This window comes from Lawsonibacter celer (assembly GCF_014281125.1).
In the GTDB taxonomy this organism is placed as follows: Bacteria; Bacillota; Clostridia; order Oscillospirales; family Oscillospiraceae; genus Lawsonibacter_B; species Lawsonibacter_B celer.
Window position 1 is genome coordinate 314,187 of the sequence record NZ_JACOEA010000001.1, and the last position, 15,945, is coordinate 330,131.

General features: G+C 57.4%; 17 protein-coding genes. 13 read left to right on the top strand and 4 right to left on the bottom strand.

Translation table 11 applies throughout. From position 1 onward, the window contains the following. Positions 1–407: 407 nt before the first annotated feature. Positions 408–734 (bottom strand): InlB B-repeat-containing protein, encoded by a 327-nt coding sequence (locus H9Q75_RS01470; RefSeq protein WP_186564390.1) that lies wholly within the window; start codon positions 732–734, stop codon positions 408–410. A 361-nt stretch (positions 735–1,095) separates the two neighbouring features. Beyond that, entirely contained in the window at positions 1,096–1,470 is a 375-nt protein-coding gene (locus H9Q75_RS01475; RefSeq protein WP_186564987.1) for a S8 family serine peptidase, read from the bottom strand. Positions 1,471–1,825: 355 nt separating this feature from the next. Here H9Q75_RS01475 and H9Q75_RS01480 point away from each other — a divergent pair, with 355 nt between their 5' ends. Further along, positions 1,826–2,623 (top strand): hypothetical protein, encoded by a 798-nt coding sequence (locus H9Q75_RS01480; RefSeq protein WP_243200636.1) that lies wholly within the window; start codon positions 1,826–1,828, stop codon positions 2,621–2,623. A gap of 66 nt (positions 2,624–2,689) precedes the next feature. Further along, the gene (locus tag H9Q75_RS12600) at positions 2,690–2,926 is read left to right on the top strand and encodes a condensin-2 complex subunit G2 family protein (RefSeq protein ID WP_243200637.1); all 237 of its coding nucleotides are present in this window, start codon (positions 2,690–2,692) and stop codon (positions 2,924–2,926) included. A gap of 133 nt (positions 2,927–3,059) precedes the next feature. On the opposite strand, the gene H9Q75_RS01485 is transcribed toward H9Q75_RS12600, so the two are convergent. Then, a complete protein-coding gene (locus H9Q75_RS01485; RefSeq protein WP_341480877.1) occupies positions 3,060–3,743 on the bottom strand; it encodes a FadR/GntR family transcriptional regulator in 684 nt (227 codons plus the stop codon). A 137-nt stretch (positions 3,744–3,880) separates the two neighbouring features. Between H9Q75_RS01485 and H9Q75_RS01490 the strand changes: the two genes are divergently transcribed. The 6 genes from H9Q75_RS01490 to H9Q75_RS01515 all read left to right on the top strand — a co-directional run bounded on the left by H9Q75_RS01490 (position 3,881) and on the right by H9Q75_RS01515 (position 8,088). Beyond that, entirely contained in the window at positions 3,881–4,585 is a 705-nt protein-coding gene (locus tag H9Q75_RS01490) for a nucleotide-binding protein (protein ID WP_186564391.1), read from the top strand. Next, on the top strand, positions 4,563–4,775 hold the full coding sequence (locus tag H9Q75_RS01495; RefSeq protein WP_186564392.1) for a 4Fe-4S dicluster domain-containing protein: 213 nt from the start codon (positions 4,563–4,565) through the stop codon (positions 4,773–4,775). The genes H9Q75_RS01490 and H9Q75_RS01495 overlap by 23 nt, the downstream gene beginning before the upstream one ends. Positions 4,776–4,787: 12 nt before the next feature. After that, positions 4,788–5,858 (top strand): 3-methyl-2-oxobutanoate dehydrogenase subunit VorB, encoded by a 1,071-nt coding sequence (locus H9Q75_RS01500; protein ID WP_186564393.1) that lies wholly within the window; start codon positions 4,788–4,790, stop codon positions 5,856–5,858. Between the two features lie 5 nt (positions 5,859–5,863). Further along, a complete protein-coding gene (locus H9Q75_RS01505) occupies positions 5,864–6,619 on the top strand; it encodes a thiamine pyrophosphate-dependent enzyme (RefSeq protein ID WP_186564394.1) in 756 nt (251 codons plus the stop codon). Beyond that, the gene (locus H9Q75_RS01510) at positions 6,616–7,146 is read left to right on the top strand and encodes a 2-oxoacid:acceptor oxidoreductase family protein (protein ID WP_186564395.1); all 531 of its coding nucleotides are present in this window, start codon (positions 6,616–6,618) and stop codon (positions 7,144–7,146) included. Before H9Q75_RS01505 ends, H9Q75_RS01510 begins: the two co-directional genes overlap by 4 nt. Before the next feature lie 150 nt (positions 7,147–7,296). Continuing rightward, positions 7,297–8,088 (top strand): IclR family transcriptional regulator, encoded by a 792-nt coding sequence (locus tag H9Q75_RS01515; RefSeq protein ID WP_186564396.1) that lies wholly within the window; start codon positions 7,297–7,299, stop codon positions 8,086–8,088. A gap of 80 nt (positions 8,089–8,168) precedes the next feature. Here the strand turns inward: H9Q75_RS01515 and H9Q75_RS01520 are convergent, their stop codons facing one another. Beyond that, positions 8,169–8,963, bottom strand: a complete 795-nt coding sequence (locus tag H9Q75_RS01520) for a 2-keto-4-pentenoate hydratase (protein WP_207720729.1) — start codon at positions 8,961–8,963, stop codon at positions 8,169–8,171. Positions 8,964–9,386: 423 nt separating this feature from the next. Between H9Q75_RS01520 and H9Q75_RS01525 the strand changes: the two genes are divergently transcribed. The 5 genes from H9Q75_RS01525 to H9Q75_RS01545 all read left to right on the top strand — a co-directional run bounded on the left by H9Q75_RS01525 (position 9,387) and on the right by H9Q75_RS01545 (position 15,945). Beyond that, positions 9,387–10,283, top strand: coding sequence for an acetaldehyde dehydrogenase (acetylating) (locus tag H9Q75_RS01525; RefSeq protein WP_186564397.1), 897 nt, complete (start codon positions 9,387–9,389; stop codon positions 10,281–10,283). A gap of 2 nt (positions 10,284–10,285) precedes the next feature. Next, positions 10,286–11,317 (top strand): 4-hydroxy-2-oxovalerate aldolase, encoded by a 1,032-nt coding sequence (gene dmpG, locus H9Q75_RS01530; RefSeq protein WP_186564398.1) that lies wholly within the window; start codon positions 10,286–10,288, stop codon positions 11,315–11,317. A gap of 17 nt (positions 11,318–11,334) precedes the next feature. Further along, positions 11,335–12,993 carry a dihydroxy-acid dehydratase gene (gene ilvD / locus H9Q75_RS01535; protein WP_186564399.1) on the top strand — a complete coding sequence of 553 codons (1,659 nt, stop codon included), beginning with the start codon at positions 11,335–11,337 and terminating at the stop codon, positions 12,991–12,993. Between the two features lie 110 nt (positions 12,994–13,103). Then, the gene (locus H9Q75_RS01540; RefSeq protein WP_186564400.1) at positions 13,104–14,492 is read left to right on the top strand and encodes a GntP family permease; all 1,389 of its coding nucleotides are present in this window, start codon (positions 13,104–13,106) and stop codon (positions 14,490–14,492) included. A gap of 121 nt (positions 14,493–14,613) precedes the next feature. Beyond that, entirely contained in the window at positions 14,614–15,945 is a 1,332-nt protein-coding gene (locus H9Q75_RS01545) for a CoA-disulfide reductase (RefSeq protein WP_186564401.1), read from the top strand.

Consider the following 15,945-nt stretch of genomic DNA (forward strand, 5'->3'; position numbering starts at 1 on the left):
TGTGTTTTGGGGAGGATATTTCAAAACTCCCAAAACGCAAAAGTATTATTTTTACTCCATGACGCTATTTGAACACGCTTTTTCGATAAACTTGGCAAGTTCCTTAGTATCTATAGTGTTGGGATTACACAAAACACGCAAATACGAACCCTGTATATGATTAGGGATGTATTTGCGGTAGAAACAAAGATAGAGGCAAGGTCATAGCGACCTTGCCTCTATCTTTGTTTCTATACGCCATATTATTTGAGCGGGGGATGAATTTAGGCGTTGGCCCGGTACAGGAACGTGACGATTTGGACGCGGGTGCAGGTGTTGTCCGGGCTGAACATAGTCCTGGAGGTGCCGGGCGGTGATCCTATTCTCTACGGCCCACGCTACGGCGTCATAGTAATAAGTGCTCTCCATCACGTCCACAAAGGGCAGGTCCGTGTCAGGCACAACCACAGTCTCGCTTCCACAAAGCTGGCCTCTACAGTCACTTTGCTGGCGGGCATGGTAAAGATGTACTTGGTGTTGCTCTTCTTGGTCAGCTTCACGGTGTCGCCGCTCTTGTCGGTGACAGTCAGATCGTCCAGCTCATAGCCGTCATTAGGCGCAATAGTGATGGTTATGGTAGTGCCTTTATTGGCGTCCTTGGGAGAAACGGAAACGGAGCCGTTCTTGGTGCTGTCCACACTGACAGAATAGCTACTGGAACCGCTGCCACCACCGCCGAAGGTATACCGAGTCACAGATACCTCGCAAGCATCGCTTTAAGCGCTTTCGTAGTTGCCGTTCTCCGCAGTCTTATAGGAGGCCGTGAAATTGTAGTCTTTCGTCTCATTCGGCAGGTCAACAGTAACAACATATTTGTCATCTGCCAAAGAGAGTGTGTAAGTGTCCTCCCCACAGTTTACAGCAACGGACCCTTCCGTTGTCGGAGCACCGGAGACGGTCAGAGTCACCTTCCATAGCCGGTCACGGAAGAGGTCGCTGTAGCGTTTCTATCCACGGTAAATCACCGTCCCGTGTTTCCACCATTGAACTGCTCCGCAGACAGAGTGCCTGCGGCATATGATATAACGGAAAGGTCACCTTCGGTATCCATCGATTTTACGGCCAGATAGGACTGCCCTTGTCTTCTGCCCATCCCCTCCTTTGTATCTCCGGTGCGCTGCCGGACTCCGCAGATAGTGAGTCCCATCCCTCGCCGGAAAGTGTGCTTAAATCAAAAGTCATGGCTGCGCCGATATCCAGCATCCCGCCGGTGGCAGTTATCCCCTCCAGCGCATAGGACGCGGGATAGGAGGGGGCGGTATCCGTGTCCGCCCCGTCGTTGCCTGCCGACACCACAAACAGCATCTCAGAACCGGCGATGGCCTGGTACAATGCCCGGTCATTGGTGGAGCTGCCTAGGCTCAGGTTGCAGATGGAGGCGCCGTTGACCTCCGCATACCGGATAGCCTGGATAAGGGTATCGTCTCTGATTTACCGTCGTGCTGCGCTGACCGGTGCCAACCGTTTCGAGGGATCGTCAATCACCCGGAGGAGTGTTTCTCGTTTTTCAAGAGCCCCACCATAACGTCCTCGGCCACTTGGCAGGCGGACCGGATATCCAAACCGCTGAGACCAACGGTGGGAAAACCGACGTACTGCATGGATTTATCTCATTTCTCTCGAATGCACGCCTTATCTCACCGGCGTCTTCGCCGTCCGGGATACTCCGTCCGCTCTCCCCCTTGAGTCCTATCATCGTCAGCAACCCAAATGCACCATCTGGGGTTACCCCATCTTTGTCAAAAAGTACACCTTGTGGACGAGCCGGTAGAAGGTGGATTCGCTCATGCCGCACAGACACACGAACTCCTCAAAGGAGCGCCTGCCGGCCTCGCAGTCCTCCACGATCCCCGCGAAATCCTCCGGCGCGGCCTTCGTGGGCCTGCCGAAGCGCACTCCCTTGGCCTTTGCCGCCCGGGCCGACGGGAGGTTCGACATATACAGCGCCGGCGGACTGGGCAACGACCCCCGCTTCGGCGTAAAGGTGGGGGAGGGGGTTGAGCCCGCGCGGATTCTCTATTATATCAAAGCTATGTGGCTCACCTTCCGGGCCTATGGCAACTATGAAAACCGCGGAAAAGCGCGCACACGGTATATGCAGGAGGTGCTGGGGGGACCGAAGGCCTACCGGGAAAAGCTGGAGGAGGTATTTGCCTCCGGTGAGCGGCTGGATTTGGAGCTCCCACCGGAGCCGGCCGCAAAGACAGGGGATGGAACGGTTGCGGAGGGGACGCGGGTGCTTCCCCAAAAGCAGCCCGGCCTGTATACAGTTGTTTGGCACCCGATTGGCGGTCAGCCCTCTGTGGAGTCGTTTTGTGCGCTCAGTGACGCATTGGCGGAAATGCCGGGGGCAGAGGTGCGCCTTTCTCCGGATGAGACCGCCTATATTATTCAGCTGACTGGCGCTGAAGCCAAGAGTATTTTGTCGCTGACGGCCGACGGGGCGAAAACTGTGTTTGAAGCCTCGGTCAGCTGTATCGGTTCTGATATCTGCCAGATCGGCCTGCGCGATTCGCAGGCGTTGCTGAAGCCCTGTATTCGCGCCGCCCGTGAGGCCGGGCTGTCAGACGGCGCGCTGCCGTAGATTCATATTTCCGGCTGCCCGTCCTTCTGCGGCACCCACCAGACCGGCGCATTGGGCTTCCGGGGCGTGTCCAAGACGGTGGACGGGAAGCTTCAGTCCGCGTTTGTCCTGTATATCAACGGAAAGAAAGCCCAGGGGCAGGAGGCTTTTGGCCGTGAAGTGGCAGTCATGCTGGAGGAGCAGATTCCCCCGTTCCTGGTGCGGCTGGGACAGGTTGTCATGGAGAGCAGTATGGTTTTTGATGCCTGGAACACCGCGAATCAGGAGGCGTTGGAGGAGATAGCAGGGAAATACCTGTCCTGAAGAAAGAGACAGATGAAGTGCGGGGTGTATGGCCTCACCGTAGGAAAGGAAACGAACAGAGGCCGGGATTTTTACAAATCCCGGCCTCTGTTATCTGGTTCAGAAAAGCGCCTTTTTGATTTATTAGGGAGCTTTACACCTCTCCTATCTCAAGGGAGCGGATGACATGGGTCAGGTGAATTTCCATGGCCGCCTTGGCGGTTACTGCATCGCGGAGGCGGAAGGCCTCAATCAGCAGCTCATTGTCGCGGAGCACCGTGTCTGAGAGAGCGCGCAGATTGCGGCCCATGAGCTGGCAGCCCTCGGAGAAGGCGCGGTTGAGGATTGGCAGCAGGTTGGAGAGAAAGTCATTGTGGGAGGCGGCCACGATGGCGGCATGAAAACGCTCGTCCGCCTCAGGCCAATTTTCCCCGGCCGCAGCCTGGTCCGCGACCTCGTCCGCCCGGCGGAAGATCTCCTCCAGCTCCTGCTCATCCGCACGCTGGCAGGCAAGGGCGGCGACCTGGGGCTCAAACATTAGCCGCACTTCAAACAGGTCCCGCACCTGAATCCGGGTCTGCTGGAAGGAGGCAAAATCACAGCCCAACGGGGGAACCTCCGCAGAGAGAATATAAGTACCCTTGCCCCGGCGGATTTCGAGGATGCCCTGCGCCACCAGGAAACGGATGGCCTCCCGCAAAGTAGTACGGCTGACGCCGAAATGGAGGGAAAGCTCGTTTTCGTTTGGGAGTTTATCGCCGGCCTTCAGAGACGAATCGCTGATAATCAGCTCATAAATGGCGTCGGCAGTACGTTCTGATAGGCTTTTTCCGGCCACAATATACCCTCCCTCGTCCTTATAATAACATCATTATAAAGAATCCGGCCTTAAAATGCAAGAGATTCGACAAAGCGCTTGACATATGATGTATGATGAATTAATATAACATCACATGATATGGAGTGGAGGGAACCATGAAGCTGGGAGAAAAGCGGCTCACGATTGTGACTGGGCATTACGGCAGCGGAAAAACGGAGTTTTCAGTGAATCTGGCCTGTGCCCTTGGGCGTAGCGGAAGGCCCTGTGCGCTCTGTGATTTGGATATCGTAAACCCTTACTTCCGTGCCCGTGAGCGGGAGGGGGAGTTGGGAAAACATGGGGTGCGTCTGATCAGCTCCAGCCTTTTGGGGCCGGAAAATGACGTGCCGGCGCTGCCGGCGGAGCTCTTTGCCGTATTTCAGGACAAAACACGCTATGGCGTAATTGACCTGGGAGGCGATGAGGTGGGGGCCAGGGCGCTGGCGCGCTTTCGGGCGGAAATTGACCGGTCGGAGACAAAGGTGCTGTTTGTACTCAACGCCAACCGCCCGGAGACAGGGACGACGGAGCAGGCCGCGGCCTGTCTGGAGCAGATTTGTTCCGTGCTGGGCCTGGACGTTACGGGAATTGTAAATAATACGCATCTTTGCGGAGAAACCGCCCCAGAGGACGTCCTGCAAGGGGCGGTTCTGGCGGAGGAGATTGCGGCACGGACAGGAATCCCGGTTGCTTGCCATGTGGTACACCGGAAGCTGGTGAAGGAAATGAGCGGTCGGCTGAGCGGGGAAGTGTTCCCCATTCAAATTTATATGAGAAAGCCCTGGGAGGAGGAGGACAATGACGGCAAAAGTGAGCTTTGACCGGGAGGTGTGCAAGGGCTGCGGGCTCTGTACCCTGGTCTGCCCGAGGGGTATTGTGGTACTGGAACAAGGCGCAGTAAACAGCAAGGGATACCATGTGGCGGTGGTCAGCAGGCCGGAAGAATGTATCGCCTGCGGGTGCTGCGCACGGATGTGTCCGGATTCCGCCATCACGGTGGAAAAGCAGTAAGGAGGGGAGAACATGGCGCAAAAGGAGCTTTGGAAGGGAAATGAAGCGGTGGCCCGCGCGGCTATCCTGGCGGGATGCCGGTACTTTTTTGGTTATCCCATCACACCACAGAATGAGATTCCCGAGTATATGGCGGCCCATCTTCCCGAGGTGGGAGGCTGCTTCCTCCAGTCTGAGTCTGAGGTGGCGGCCATCAACATGGTCTATGGCGCGGCGGGAGCGGGTGCCAGGGTGATGACCTCGTCATCCTCCCCCGGAATCAGCCTGAAGCAGGAGGGTATTACTTATCTGGTGGGCTCTGAGCTGCCGGCTGTGATTGTAAATGTCATGCGGGGCGGGCCCGGACTGGGGACCATCCAGCCTGCCCAAGGCGACTACTTCCAGGCGACCCGAGGCGGCGGCAACGGGGACTACCGCACCGTGGTGTTGGCCCCGAGCACCGTGCAGGAGGCGGCGGATTTAACACAAGAGGCGTTCGATATCGCCGACCAATACCGAAATCCTGTTTTGCTCCTCATGGACGGTATGATAGGCCAGATGATGGAGGGTATGGTCTGGCACGAGATTCCCAGGAGGGAGCTACCACCCAAGCGTTGGGCCACGACTGCGACGGAGGGGAAGCGGGGGAAAAATATCATAAACTCGTGGCGGAGCGACGGCACCGGGCTGGAGGTACATAATCTCCATTTGGCAGAGAAGTGGCGCGCCATGGAGGAAAACGAGGTCCGCTGGGAAGAGCGGGGAACCGAGGAGGCAGAGCTCATTTTCGTGGCCTACGGCACGACTGCGCGACTGGCAGCGGCCGCCATGAAGGAGCTGGAGAAGCAGGGGATCCGCTGTGGGCTCCTGCGCCCCATTTCCCTCTGGCCGTATCCGTCGACCCGGCTGTGCGCCCTGGCGGAGCGCACCTCGGTCCGGGCGGTGTTTACGGTGGAGTTGAGCCTGGGGCAGATGGTGGAGGACGTGCGCCTGGCCGTGGAAGGCGTCAAGCCGGTGGGATTTTTCGGCCGCGCAGGGGGCGTTATCCCGACGCCCCATGAGATTGCGGAGCAAGCCAGAGCCTTTCTGGAACAATGGAGGTGAGCACAGTGGCAATCATCTATGCAAAATCAAAGGGCCTGACCGACAAGCCGATGCACTACTGCCCGGGCTGTACCCATGGCCTGGTCCACAAGCTGGTGGCGGAGAGCCTGGTAGAGCTAGGGGAGCTGGAGAACGCCGTTGGGGTGGCTCCGGTGGGCTGTGCCGGCTATGCCTACGACTATTTCAACTGCGATATGCAGCAGGCCGCCCACGGCCGGGCGCCGGCCGTGGCCACCGGCATCAAGCGCGTTCTCCCGGACCGGACTGTATTCACCTATCAGGGGGACGGAGATCTGGCGGCCATCGGTACGGCGGAGATCGTCCACGCGGCAATGCGGGGCGAGAAAATCACGACGATTTTTATTAACAATGCGATTTACGGCATGACAGGCGGTCAGATGGCGCCCACCACGATGGTGGGGCAGCGGGCGACCACCGCGCCGTGGGGGCGTGATCCGAGCCAATGCGGAAGCCCCATCCGCATGGCGGAGCTGCTGTCCACACTGGACGGCACCGCTTATGCCGAACGGGTGACCGTGGTGGATATCCCGCATCTGAACCGGGCCAAACGGGCCATTCAAAAAGCGCTTTTCCTTCAGAAGGAGAACGCGGGCTTCACCTTCGTGGAGGTGCTGTCCATTTGTCCCACCAACTGGGGGATGGACCCGGCAGGAGCGATTGACTGGCTGAAGGGAAACATGATTCCCTACTATCCCCTTGGCGTGGTGAAGGATTGCAGAAGGGAGGGGAATGTGGTATGACCCATGAACTGCTTGTGGCCGGCTTCGGCGGGCAGGGCGTCATGGCGATTGGGAAGCTGATTGCGCAGGCCGCGGTAGTGCAGGGGATGAACGCCACCTGGCTTCCCTCCTATGGGGCCGAGGTGCGCGGCGGTGTCGCCAACTGCTGCTGCGTCCTCTCAGAAGAGGAGGTTGTTACCCCTGTCGTGACTGAGCCCAATGAGCTGATTGTGATGAACGAGCTGTCCTTTTGCAAATATGTACCTATAGCGCCCCCTGATTCCATGGTTCTAGTAAACAGCTCCATTGTGTCCCGCCGGGTGGAGCGAAGGGGCAGAACCATTTATGTGCCCTGCAATGACGTGGCCAATGAACTGGGATATCCCAAAACCGCCAACATGGTGATGGTAGGCGCCTATGCCGCTGCTGCCGGATTTTTAGAGATGGATACGCTGCGAAACCTTTTGCGGGAGCTGTTTCACGGCCCCAAGGAGCGGCTGGCGGCTGTGAATGAGAAGGCGCTCCAGGCCGGTGCAGGCTGCGTGTAGCACCGCTGCAGGACGGATATTTCCGCTTTCATGGAACCAATTGACTTTATCGTTTCGTACGAATTTGGAAAATAGCGTTGCAATCCGCTTCCGGGTTTGCTAGTATAAGAAAAAGAAAAGATTCTTTGTTTCCCCGGAAGGACGGATAATATGAAACGTTCCGGCAATTTTAATCAAAAATATCTGAATCAGTCCATTGTTAAGGCGGCGGCGATTCTGGACCTGTTCACGTTCGAAAATTATGAGCTGGGAATCAGCACGATTGCAGCGCATCTGGAGATGCCTGTAAGCACGACCCACCGTATACTGACCACGCTGGAGAGCGTGGGCTATATCAGCCAGAACAGCGAGAACGGGAAATACCGCCTTGGGCTGAACTGCTTTATCCTCGGCAATAAGGTCCGGCTCTACAATGAGCTGGCCAATGTGGCGAAGCCGTACTTAACAGAGCTGTCTCAGCGGTATAATGAAACGACCAACCTGTCTGTCAGCACGGGGACGGATAAAATTTTGTGTATTTCAAAAATCAATGCAAACCGCAGCTTTTTTGCCACCCCCAATGTGGGCGGCACGCGAAAAATACAGATCACAGCCTGCGGCAAGTGTATTTTGGCCTACCAGCCGCAGGCAGAACAGAGACATATCATTTCCCAGATCAAATTTGAGCGGTATACCCCCAATACTATTGTCACGGAGCAACAGCTGTGGGAGCAGCTGGAGGTCGTGCGCAGGGACGGCTACGCCATTGAGAACGAGGAGGGTGAAATGGGGCTTTTTTGCTGCGGCGCGCCCTTCTTTTCCAGCGGGCGGGACGTGTGTGCCGGGGCGGTAAGCATTTCCATGCCGGTGAACCGGGTTCCCGCTTCGCTGGACGTGCTCATCGCGGATGTAAAAAATACCGCGCGTCAGATTTCACGGGATTTGGGCTACAGCGAAATATAATGCGGCAATTGAAAAAGTACGGCGCTTTATCTGTTCAGATAAAGCGCCGTACTTTTTTGCAATTGATATGCCGGGCCTGCTCAGGCCTTCGCGCTGAGGGAGACATTGCCCAAAGGGCCAAAGCGGACAAACACATGGTCGCCCGGCCGGAAGTCAAACACGGGCGTAAAGGCGCCGGAGAGAATCAGCTCACCGGCCTGGAGGGGGGTTCCGTACTGTTTCATTTTGTTAGCCAGCCAAACCACGGAGTTGACCGGATTGCTGGCCATGACGGCTGCGCCGCAGCCGGTAAACATCAGCTCGCCGTTCCGGAAGGAGGCCATCGGCACCATGGAGAGGTCGAGATCATTGATGGGGACCAGCTTGTTGCCGCCGGTTACGACCCGGGCATAGGAGGCGCTGTCGGAAATCGTATCCTGAATCTTGATCCGCCAGTCCTGAATACGGCTGTCCACAATTTCCAGTGCGGGCATCACGCCGGCGGTGGCGTCAATCACATCCCAGGCAGTGATGTAGTCCTTATCCAGGGTCTTTTTGAGGACGAAAACAATCTCTGCCTCAATCCGGGGGCAGATCATCCTGCATATATCAATACACTCGCCGTCGTTGACAACACCAGCGCTGGTCATAACGCCGTAATCCGGCTCCTGAACGCCCACCTGGTCGCGGATTCCCTGGCTGGTCAGGCCGATTTTCTTGCCGATCACTGTTTCACCGCGTGCAGTTTTCAAATCAATGACTGCCTTTTGAATGGCATAGGCGTCGGGAATTGTGATGTCCGGGTAGCGGTCGGTCAGCGGGGGAATGGGGGTTGCGGTGTCCTCGGCCTGCAGCAGCTCGGACGCCAGCATCTGAACAAGCTTTTGATCCATCATGATAAAATTCCTCCATCTCACAGATTGTTCTCGACAACAGGGATTCGATGGTTTGATTCTATCTGATTTCAGACAGGATGTAAAGTCTATTTTTCTGATATACGGAAATATTATTTGAAATAAGGAAAAAGTGTTGATATTTTTTCAAAAGAGTGTTAGGTTATATAAAAAGAAAAGATGCACAATTTTTTTCGAAACATAAAAACTAAATCGTGCAATTTGGTAGATGAAAATAAAAAACAGCAAAAATAGAAAGCGAAAACTTAAAGTATTTTGGTGAAATAATCTATATTAAGACAGAGCAAAGTTCAAAAATCCTTTTGAGAACAAAATGGTTTTAAGCTGATATTGAGGCGGAAGACAGTCTTTTACGCCTTGATATATGGAATCTAATTCCGAATATCGGAAAAGGAGGAAACGCAAATGGAGCAGAAGAAAATCAAGGTAGGCATTCTGGGTCCTGGAAACATCGGTACTGACCTGATGTATAAGGTCATGCGTAGTCCGGTCCTGGAGATGTCAGTCATGCTGGGCGTGGTGGACTCGGAGGGAATCACGCGGGCCAAGAATCTGGGCTTTGCCACCTCGCTGGACGGCGTTCACTATTTGGAGGAGCACCCGGAGATGGCGGATATCGTTTTCGACGCCACTACCGCGCGGGCGCACATTGAGACTGCCGCCCCTGTGCTGGATAAGCTGGGTAAGATCGCAATCGACCTGACACCCGCCGCTGTAGGGGAGATGGTCACCCCCATGGTGAACATGCAGGACTGCATTTCCAAGAAGCTGCGCAACGTCAACCTGATTACCTGCGGCGGCCAGGCCACGACGCCCATTGTGTGGGCGATCCATAACGCCATGGACATCCACTATGCCGAGGTGGTCACCGCTGTGGCCAGCCAGAGCGCCGGAATCGGTACCCGCCGGAACATCGACGAGTATACCCGTACAACGGCAAAGGCGCTGCGGGACATCGGCGGGGCGGAAACCGCCAAGGTGCTTACCGTATTTACGCCGGCTCTGCCCGAGCCCCCCATGCGCAACACTATCTATTGTATTCCCAAGGATCCGGACAAGGTGGACCTTGAGGCGGTCCGGAAAGAGGTTTACGAGATGGTGGATCAGATTAAGACCTATGTCCCCGGATATGAGCTGGCGCTCCGTCCGGTCTACGACGCGGGCATCGTGACCACCACGGTTACGATTCAGGGCCAGGGCGACTTCCTGCCTCCCTATGCCGGCAACCTGGATATGGAGACCTCCTCGGCGGTCAAGGTCGGCGAACTCTATGCCGAAGCTATGCTGAAAGGAGCGTTCTGAAAATGAGCCAACTGAAATCTTCCATTCGTCTGATTGACACCACGCTGCGCGACGGCAGCCATGCGGTTTCCCACCAGTACAGCGCCCAGAACATCACGGATATCTGCGCGGGCCTGGAAAAGGGCGGCGTCTATGCCGCCGAGGTGGGCCATGGCGGCGGCATCGGCGGCTCCATCCTGGAGTACGGCTTTGCCAAGGAGACCGATAAAGTAATGCTCTCCTCCGCCCGCAAGGTATTAAAAAACACCAAGCTGGCCACACTGCTGGTGCCCGGACTTGGCACGATGGACGACCTGCGCATGGCGGTGGACGAGGGCCTGGATATCGTCCGCGTGGCGGTTCACTGCACGGAGGTGACTGCCGGCGAGCAGCACATCATGCTGGGCAAAAAGCTGGGCCTGGAGACCATCTGCTTCTTTATGATGTGCCATATGACGACGCCTGAGATCCTGGCTCAGCAGGCGAAGATGGCGCGTGAGTATGGCGCCGACGTGATTTATATGGCGGACTCCTCCGGCGCCATGACTCCTCAGCAGGTCCGTGATCGCATGCAGGCGGTTCAGGCCGTGGTGGACTGCCCGGTTGGCGTACATACGCACAACAACCTGGGCCTGGGCGTCGGCAACGCCATTACCGCCGCGGAGTGCGGCGCGGCCTATCTGGACGGCACGCTGGAAGGGCAGGGTGCAGGCTGCGGCAACGGCAATATCCAGGCCATTACCGCCGTGCTGGACAAGATGGGAGTAAAGACCGGCGCCGACCTCTACGCCCTGATGGACGTGGCGGAGCAGTATGTCCGGCCGCTGATTCGGCACACCCTGGAGATTACCAACGAGTCGGTTACACTGGGCTATAACGGTATTTACTCCAGCTTCTATCTCCACACTAAGGAAGCGGCTGAGCGCTATGGAATCCCCGCCCGTGAAATCTTCACCGAGCTGGGCAAGCGCAAGGTCATCGGCGGCCAAGAAGACCAGATCATTGATATCTGCTACCAGATCCTTGATGCCAGGAAAGCGGCTGAGGGCAAATAAGAACAAGGAGGAGAAGTATGAGAAGTTCTCAGGTAAAAGATGGCGTGACGCGTGCCACACAGCGTTCCCTGCTCAAGGCGACCGGCCTTTCCAACGAGGACCTCAAAAAGCCGCTGGTTGGCGTGGTCAACTCCTTTAATGAGGTAAACCCCGGCCATGTGCACCTGCGCGAAATTGCCGAGTCCGTCAAGCTGGGAATTGCCTCCAAGGGCGGCGTTGGCCTGGAATTCCCGGTTATCGCCCTGTGCGACGGGATCGCCATGGGACATTCCGGCATGCGCTATCCTCTGGCCAGTCGCGAGATCATCGCCGACTCCATTGAGGCGATGGCGGAGGGCCACCAGCTGGACGCTTTGGTGATGATCACAAACTGCGACAAAATCACGCCCGGCATGCTCATTGCCGCCGCGCGCCTGAACATTCCCAGCATCCTCATTGCCGGCGGGCCTATGTACGCAGGCAAGTTCCGCGATAACCGCACCGACGGCTCCCGCCTCTATGAGGCCGCGGGTCAGGTCTCGGTTGGCAGCATCACCCTGGAGGATCTGGACGAGATGGAGGACCAGGCCTCTCCTGGCTGCGGCGCCTGCGGCCTGCTGGGCACCGCCAACTCCATGAACTGCATGGCCGAGGCCCTGGGCATGGCTCTGCCCTGGAACTCCACCATTCCGGCTTATCTTGCCAAGCGCAAGGCGCTGGCCCGCAGAGCGGGTGAGACGGTCATGGACTTGATCGCCAACGACGTGAAGCCGCGTGACATCATGACCCGTCAGGCGTTTATCAATGCCGTCGCCGTGGACATGGCAATCGGCGGCTCCTCCAACACCATTCTGCACCTGTTGGCAATCGCAAAGGCGGCCAAGGTGGATTTGACGCTGGAGGACTTTGACGAGCTGTCCAAAAAGTCGAAAAAGCTCATTCAGATGCGTCCCGGCGGAGATATGTATATGGAGGACATGTACCGTGCCGGCGGCTTGGGCGCCATCATCAAGGAAACCGCCAAGCTGGACTTTGTGGACCTGAACCTGCCCACCGTAACTGGCAAGACGCAGGCGGAGAATGTGGCCGGCTGCTCCATTAAGGATGAAAACGTCATCCACACCATGGAGAACGCCTTCTACAACGAGGGCGGCCTGGCCATCCTGCACGGCAACATCTGCAAGGAGGGCGCCGTGGTAAAGCAGGCCGCCGTCTCTCCCGAGATGCTGACCCATACCGGCCCCTGCAAGTGCTTCGACATGGAGGAGGACGCGGTGGACGCCATCCTGACCGGCAAGATCCTTCCGGGCGACGTGGTCATTGTGCGCTATGAGGGCCCCAAGGGCGGCCCGGGCATGCGGGAGATGCTCACCCCGACGGCCGCCATCTGCGGCGCGGGCCTGGACAAGACGGTGGCCCTCATCACGGACGGCCGCTTCTCCGGCGCTACCCGCGGCGCGGCAATCGGACATGTCTCTCCCGAGGCTGCCGAGGGCGGCGAAATCGCTCTGCTTCAGGACGGCGATATCATTGAAATCGATATCCCCAAGCGCACCCTGAACGTAAAGCTTTCGGATGAGGAGCTGGCCAAGCGCAAAGCCGCCTGGGTGCCGCATCCCCCGAAGGTCACCGACGGTTATCTGGTCCGCTACTCCAAGCTCGTCCGCTCTGCCAGCTATGGCGCGGTGGTCGAATAATCGGCGCCAAACCCTGTAAGAACCTCCAACTGGGCGCAGAGAAAAAGAGAAGGTCCTGTGTGTGAACCGGAAGTCGAGGACTTCTGAAATATTGAGAGGAGGCATTTATAATGGGAACCCCAATCATTCTCCTATGGCTGGTCATCGCAATCGTCATCATTCTGGTCCTGATCCTGAAGTTCAAGATGAACGCAGCTATCGCAATGTTCATCGGAGCCATGTTCATGGGTATTGCCAGCGGCGTGGGGATGACGAACACAGTCAGTGCCATCAGTACCGGCTTCGGAAATACGATGAAGGGCATCGGACTTTCCGTAGGCTTCGGCGTAATGCTGGGGCAATTGGTGGCTGACGTAGGCGCAGTACAGACCATCGCAAACGGCTTGCTCAAGGTGTTCGGTGATAAGAAATCCGACTATGCCATGGGCACCACCGGCTTTATCGTCTCGATTCCCGTGTTCTATGATGTCGGCTATGTTATCCTGATGCCCCTGGCCAAGACGCTGGCCAAGGAGAGCACCCAGAAGATCCTGCCTCACTTTGTCGGCGGCCTGGTGGCCGGCCTGGGCATTGCCCACACCTTTATTCCTCCCACGCCTGGTCCCATGACCGGCGGCGAGCTGATGGGCGTACCCATCGGCGTGACCATCGCGGTAGGCATCGCCATTGGCCTTCCCACATTCCTGCTGTCGATGTTCATCTACAACAACGTGTTCCTCTCCCGCAAGGGCTTCTGGAATCCTGAAACCTGTGAGGAGCATGACCCAGCTCTGGAGGCCGAGGCGGCCGCCCGTGCCAAGGAACTGATGCGCGATGAGAGCAAGCTGCCCGGCATGTTTGCTTCGATTCTCCCCATCGCCCTGCCCATCGTCCTCATCCTCATCAACACGGTTTGGGGCGCTGTGGTAGGAAAGAACGCCGACGGCGTGTCCATGGTTCCTGATTTCATCCAGATGATTGGCTCAAAGGAATTCGCTATGGCCTGCGGCACAATTGCCGCCATGGTCGTTTGCATGATGAAGCACCGCATGGACCTCAAGCAGGTGGAAAAGAGCATTAACAAGGCCGTCGGCGCCGCGGGCACCGTCCTTCTCATTACTGGTGTGGGCGGCGGTCTGGGCCAGGTCCTCACCGTGGCCGGTGTGGGCGATGTGCTGAAGGGCATCCTCAGCAGCGTCAACATGCCGATTATCCTCTTCGTTTGGCTCATTGCCGCTCTGCTGAAGGTCGCTCAGGGCTCGGGTACGGTAGCCATGATTACCGCGCTCTCCATTGTGGCCTCCATGGGCGTTACGGGCGCCAATCCCGTCCTGATCGCCATGGCCGGCTTCTCCGGTACCCTCTGCGGCGCGCACGTCAACGATTCCGCGTTCTGGATTACCACCAAGATCTCCGGTCTCACCACCCAGGGCGGCTTTAAGACCTATACCCTGATGTGTTTCCTGGAGTCCGTGATCAGTCTGGCCATCATTTTTGTGGCGAGTCTTTTCATCCATTAACCTCTCTCTGTTCTCTCAGATAAATCCTACTTAAAATGCGGAGCTGTGCGGAGAACATCCGCACAGCTCCGCATTTTTGAGGTTGTACCAGGCTTTGTTTTTGTTATGCTGAGGTGATTTTTTGAAAGTTGTTATGATCGGGGGAGACGCCGCGGGAATGAGCGCCGCCTCCAAGGTCCGCCGCAGCCTGCCGGATGCGCAGGTGGTTGTGTTTGAGCGGACCAAAGAAACCTCCTATGGCGCCTGCGGGCTGCCCTATTACATCGGCGGAGTCAACGATGATGCGGATAAAATCCGGATTCGCAAGCCGGAAGCGTTTCTCGCCAGCGGCATTGACCTGCGGATTGCACACGAGGCTGTGGCGGTGGACGCCGTCAGGCAAACCGTCACAGCGCGCAATCTGAGCACAGGAGAGCTGGTGGAGGAGTCCTATGAGGAGCTGGTGGTCGCCTCCGGCGCCGCTCCGATCCTTCCGCCCATCAGGAATCGGGACAAGGAAGGTGTTTTCGCCCTGAAATCCATTGCGGACGCGGAGGCAATCCGCGCCTGGGCGGAGCGGGCGGCCGTAGAGGACGTGGTCATTGTGGGTGCTGGCTATATTGGCCTGGAGCTGGCGGAGTCCTTTGTCCGTCTGGGGAAGCGGGTCACCATCATTGAGATGGCGCCGCGCCCCATGATGGTGATGGATGAAGACTTTGCCCCGCTGATTGTGCAGACGCTGGAGCGGCATAATGTGGTTCTGCGGCTGGGAGAAGCCGTGAAAGAGCTGGATGGAGCCACCGCTGTGACAGGCGTGGTAACGGATCGGGGGACCTATCCCGCGCAGATGGTAGTCCTGAGCGTGGGTGTGCGCCCCAACACGGCCTTTCTGAAGGACTCCGGCGTAAAAATGCTGCCCAATGGAGCGGTGCTGGTGGACGGACAGATGCGCACCAGCGTGCCCCATATTTACGCCGCAGGGGACTGCGCCACGATTACCAACAAAATAACCGGAAGGCAGGTATACCTGCCTCTGGGGACCAACGCCAACAAGCAGGGAAAGGTGCTTGGAGAGGTGCTGGTGGGGATGGACAGCCGCCTGCCCGGGGTGCTCGGAACCTCTATGTGTCGGATTGTGGATTTGGAGGTGGCCCGTACCGGCCTGAATGAAAGGGAGGCGGAGGAGGCGGGCATTCCCGTCCGGGTGGTCAAGACCACCGCGCATACCAGGCCTCCCTACTATCCAGGCGGCTGTGAGCTGTTCATTAAGCTCTTTTACCATGCTGAAACCAAGGCCCTGCTGGGTGCCCAACTGGCTGGGCAGGAGGGGGCGGCAGCCCGTATTGAGCTGTGCGCCTTGGCCATTGACGCCGGCGTTACCTGCCCGCAGCTGGCCATGACAGACCTCGGCTACGCCCCGCCCTTCAACTATGTCTGGGATCCGGTGCAGTTGGCGGCGGGTATGGTGAAATAG

Coding starts and splice junctions, on each gene's coding strand:
- H9Q75_RS01480 (WP_243200636.1), top strand. CDS start 1,826: ATGCCGCACAGACACACGAACTCCTCAAAGGAGCGCCTGCCGGCCTCG.
- H9Q75_RS01490 (WP_186564391.1), top strand. CDS start 3,881: ATGAAGCTGGGAGAAAAGCGGCTCACGATTGTGACTGGGCATTACGGC.
- H9Q75_RS01495 (WP_186564392.1), top strand. CDS start 4,563: ATGACGGCAAAAGTGAGCTTTGACCGGGAGGTGTGCAAGGGCTGCGGG.
- H9Q75_RS01500 (WP_186564393.1), top strand. CDS start 4,788: ATGGCGCAAAAGGAGCTTTGGAAGGGAAATGAAGCGGTGGCCCGCGCG.
- H9Q75_RS01510 (WP_186564395.1), top strand. CDS start 6,616: ATGACCCATGAACTGCTTGTGGCCGGCTTCGGCGGGCAGGGCGTCATG.
- H9Q75_RS01515 (WP_186564396.1), top strand. CDS start 7,297: ATGAAACGTTCCGGCAATTTTAATCAAAAATATCTGAATCAGTCCATT.
- H9Q75_RS01520 (WP_207720729.1), bottom strand. CDS start 8,963: ATGATGGATCAAAAGCTTGTTCAGATGCTGGCGTCCGAGCTGCTGCAG.
- H9Q75_RS01525 (WP_186564397.1), top strand. CDS start 9,387: ATGGAGCAGAAGAAAATCAAGGTAGGCATTCTGGGTCCTGGAAACATC.
- dmpG (WP_186564398.1), top strand. CDS start 10,286: ATGAGCCAACTGAAATCTTCCATTCGTCTGATTGACACCACGCTGCGC.
- ilvD (WP_186564399.1), top strand. CDS start 11,335: ATGAGAAGTTCTCAGGTAAAAGATGGCGTGACGCGTGCCACACAGCGT.
- H9Q75_RS01540 (WP_186564400.1), top strand. CDS start 13,104: ATGGGAACCCCAATCATTCTCCTATGGCTGGTCATCGCAATCGTCATC.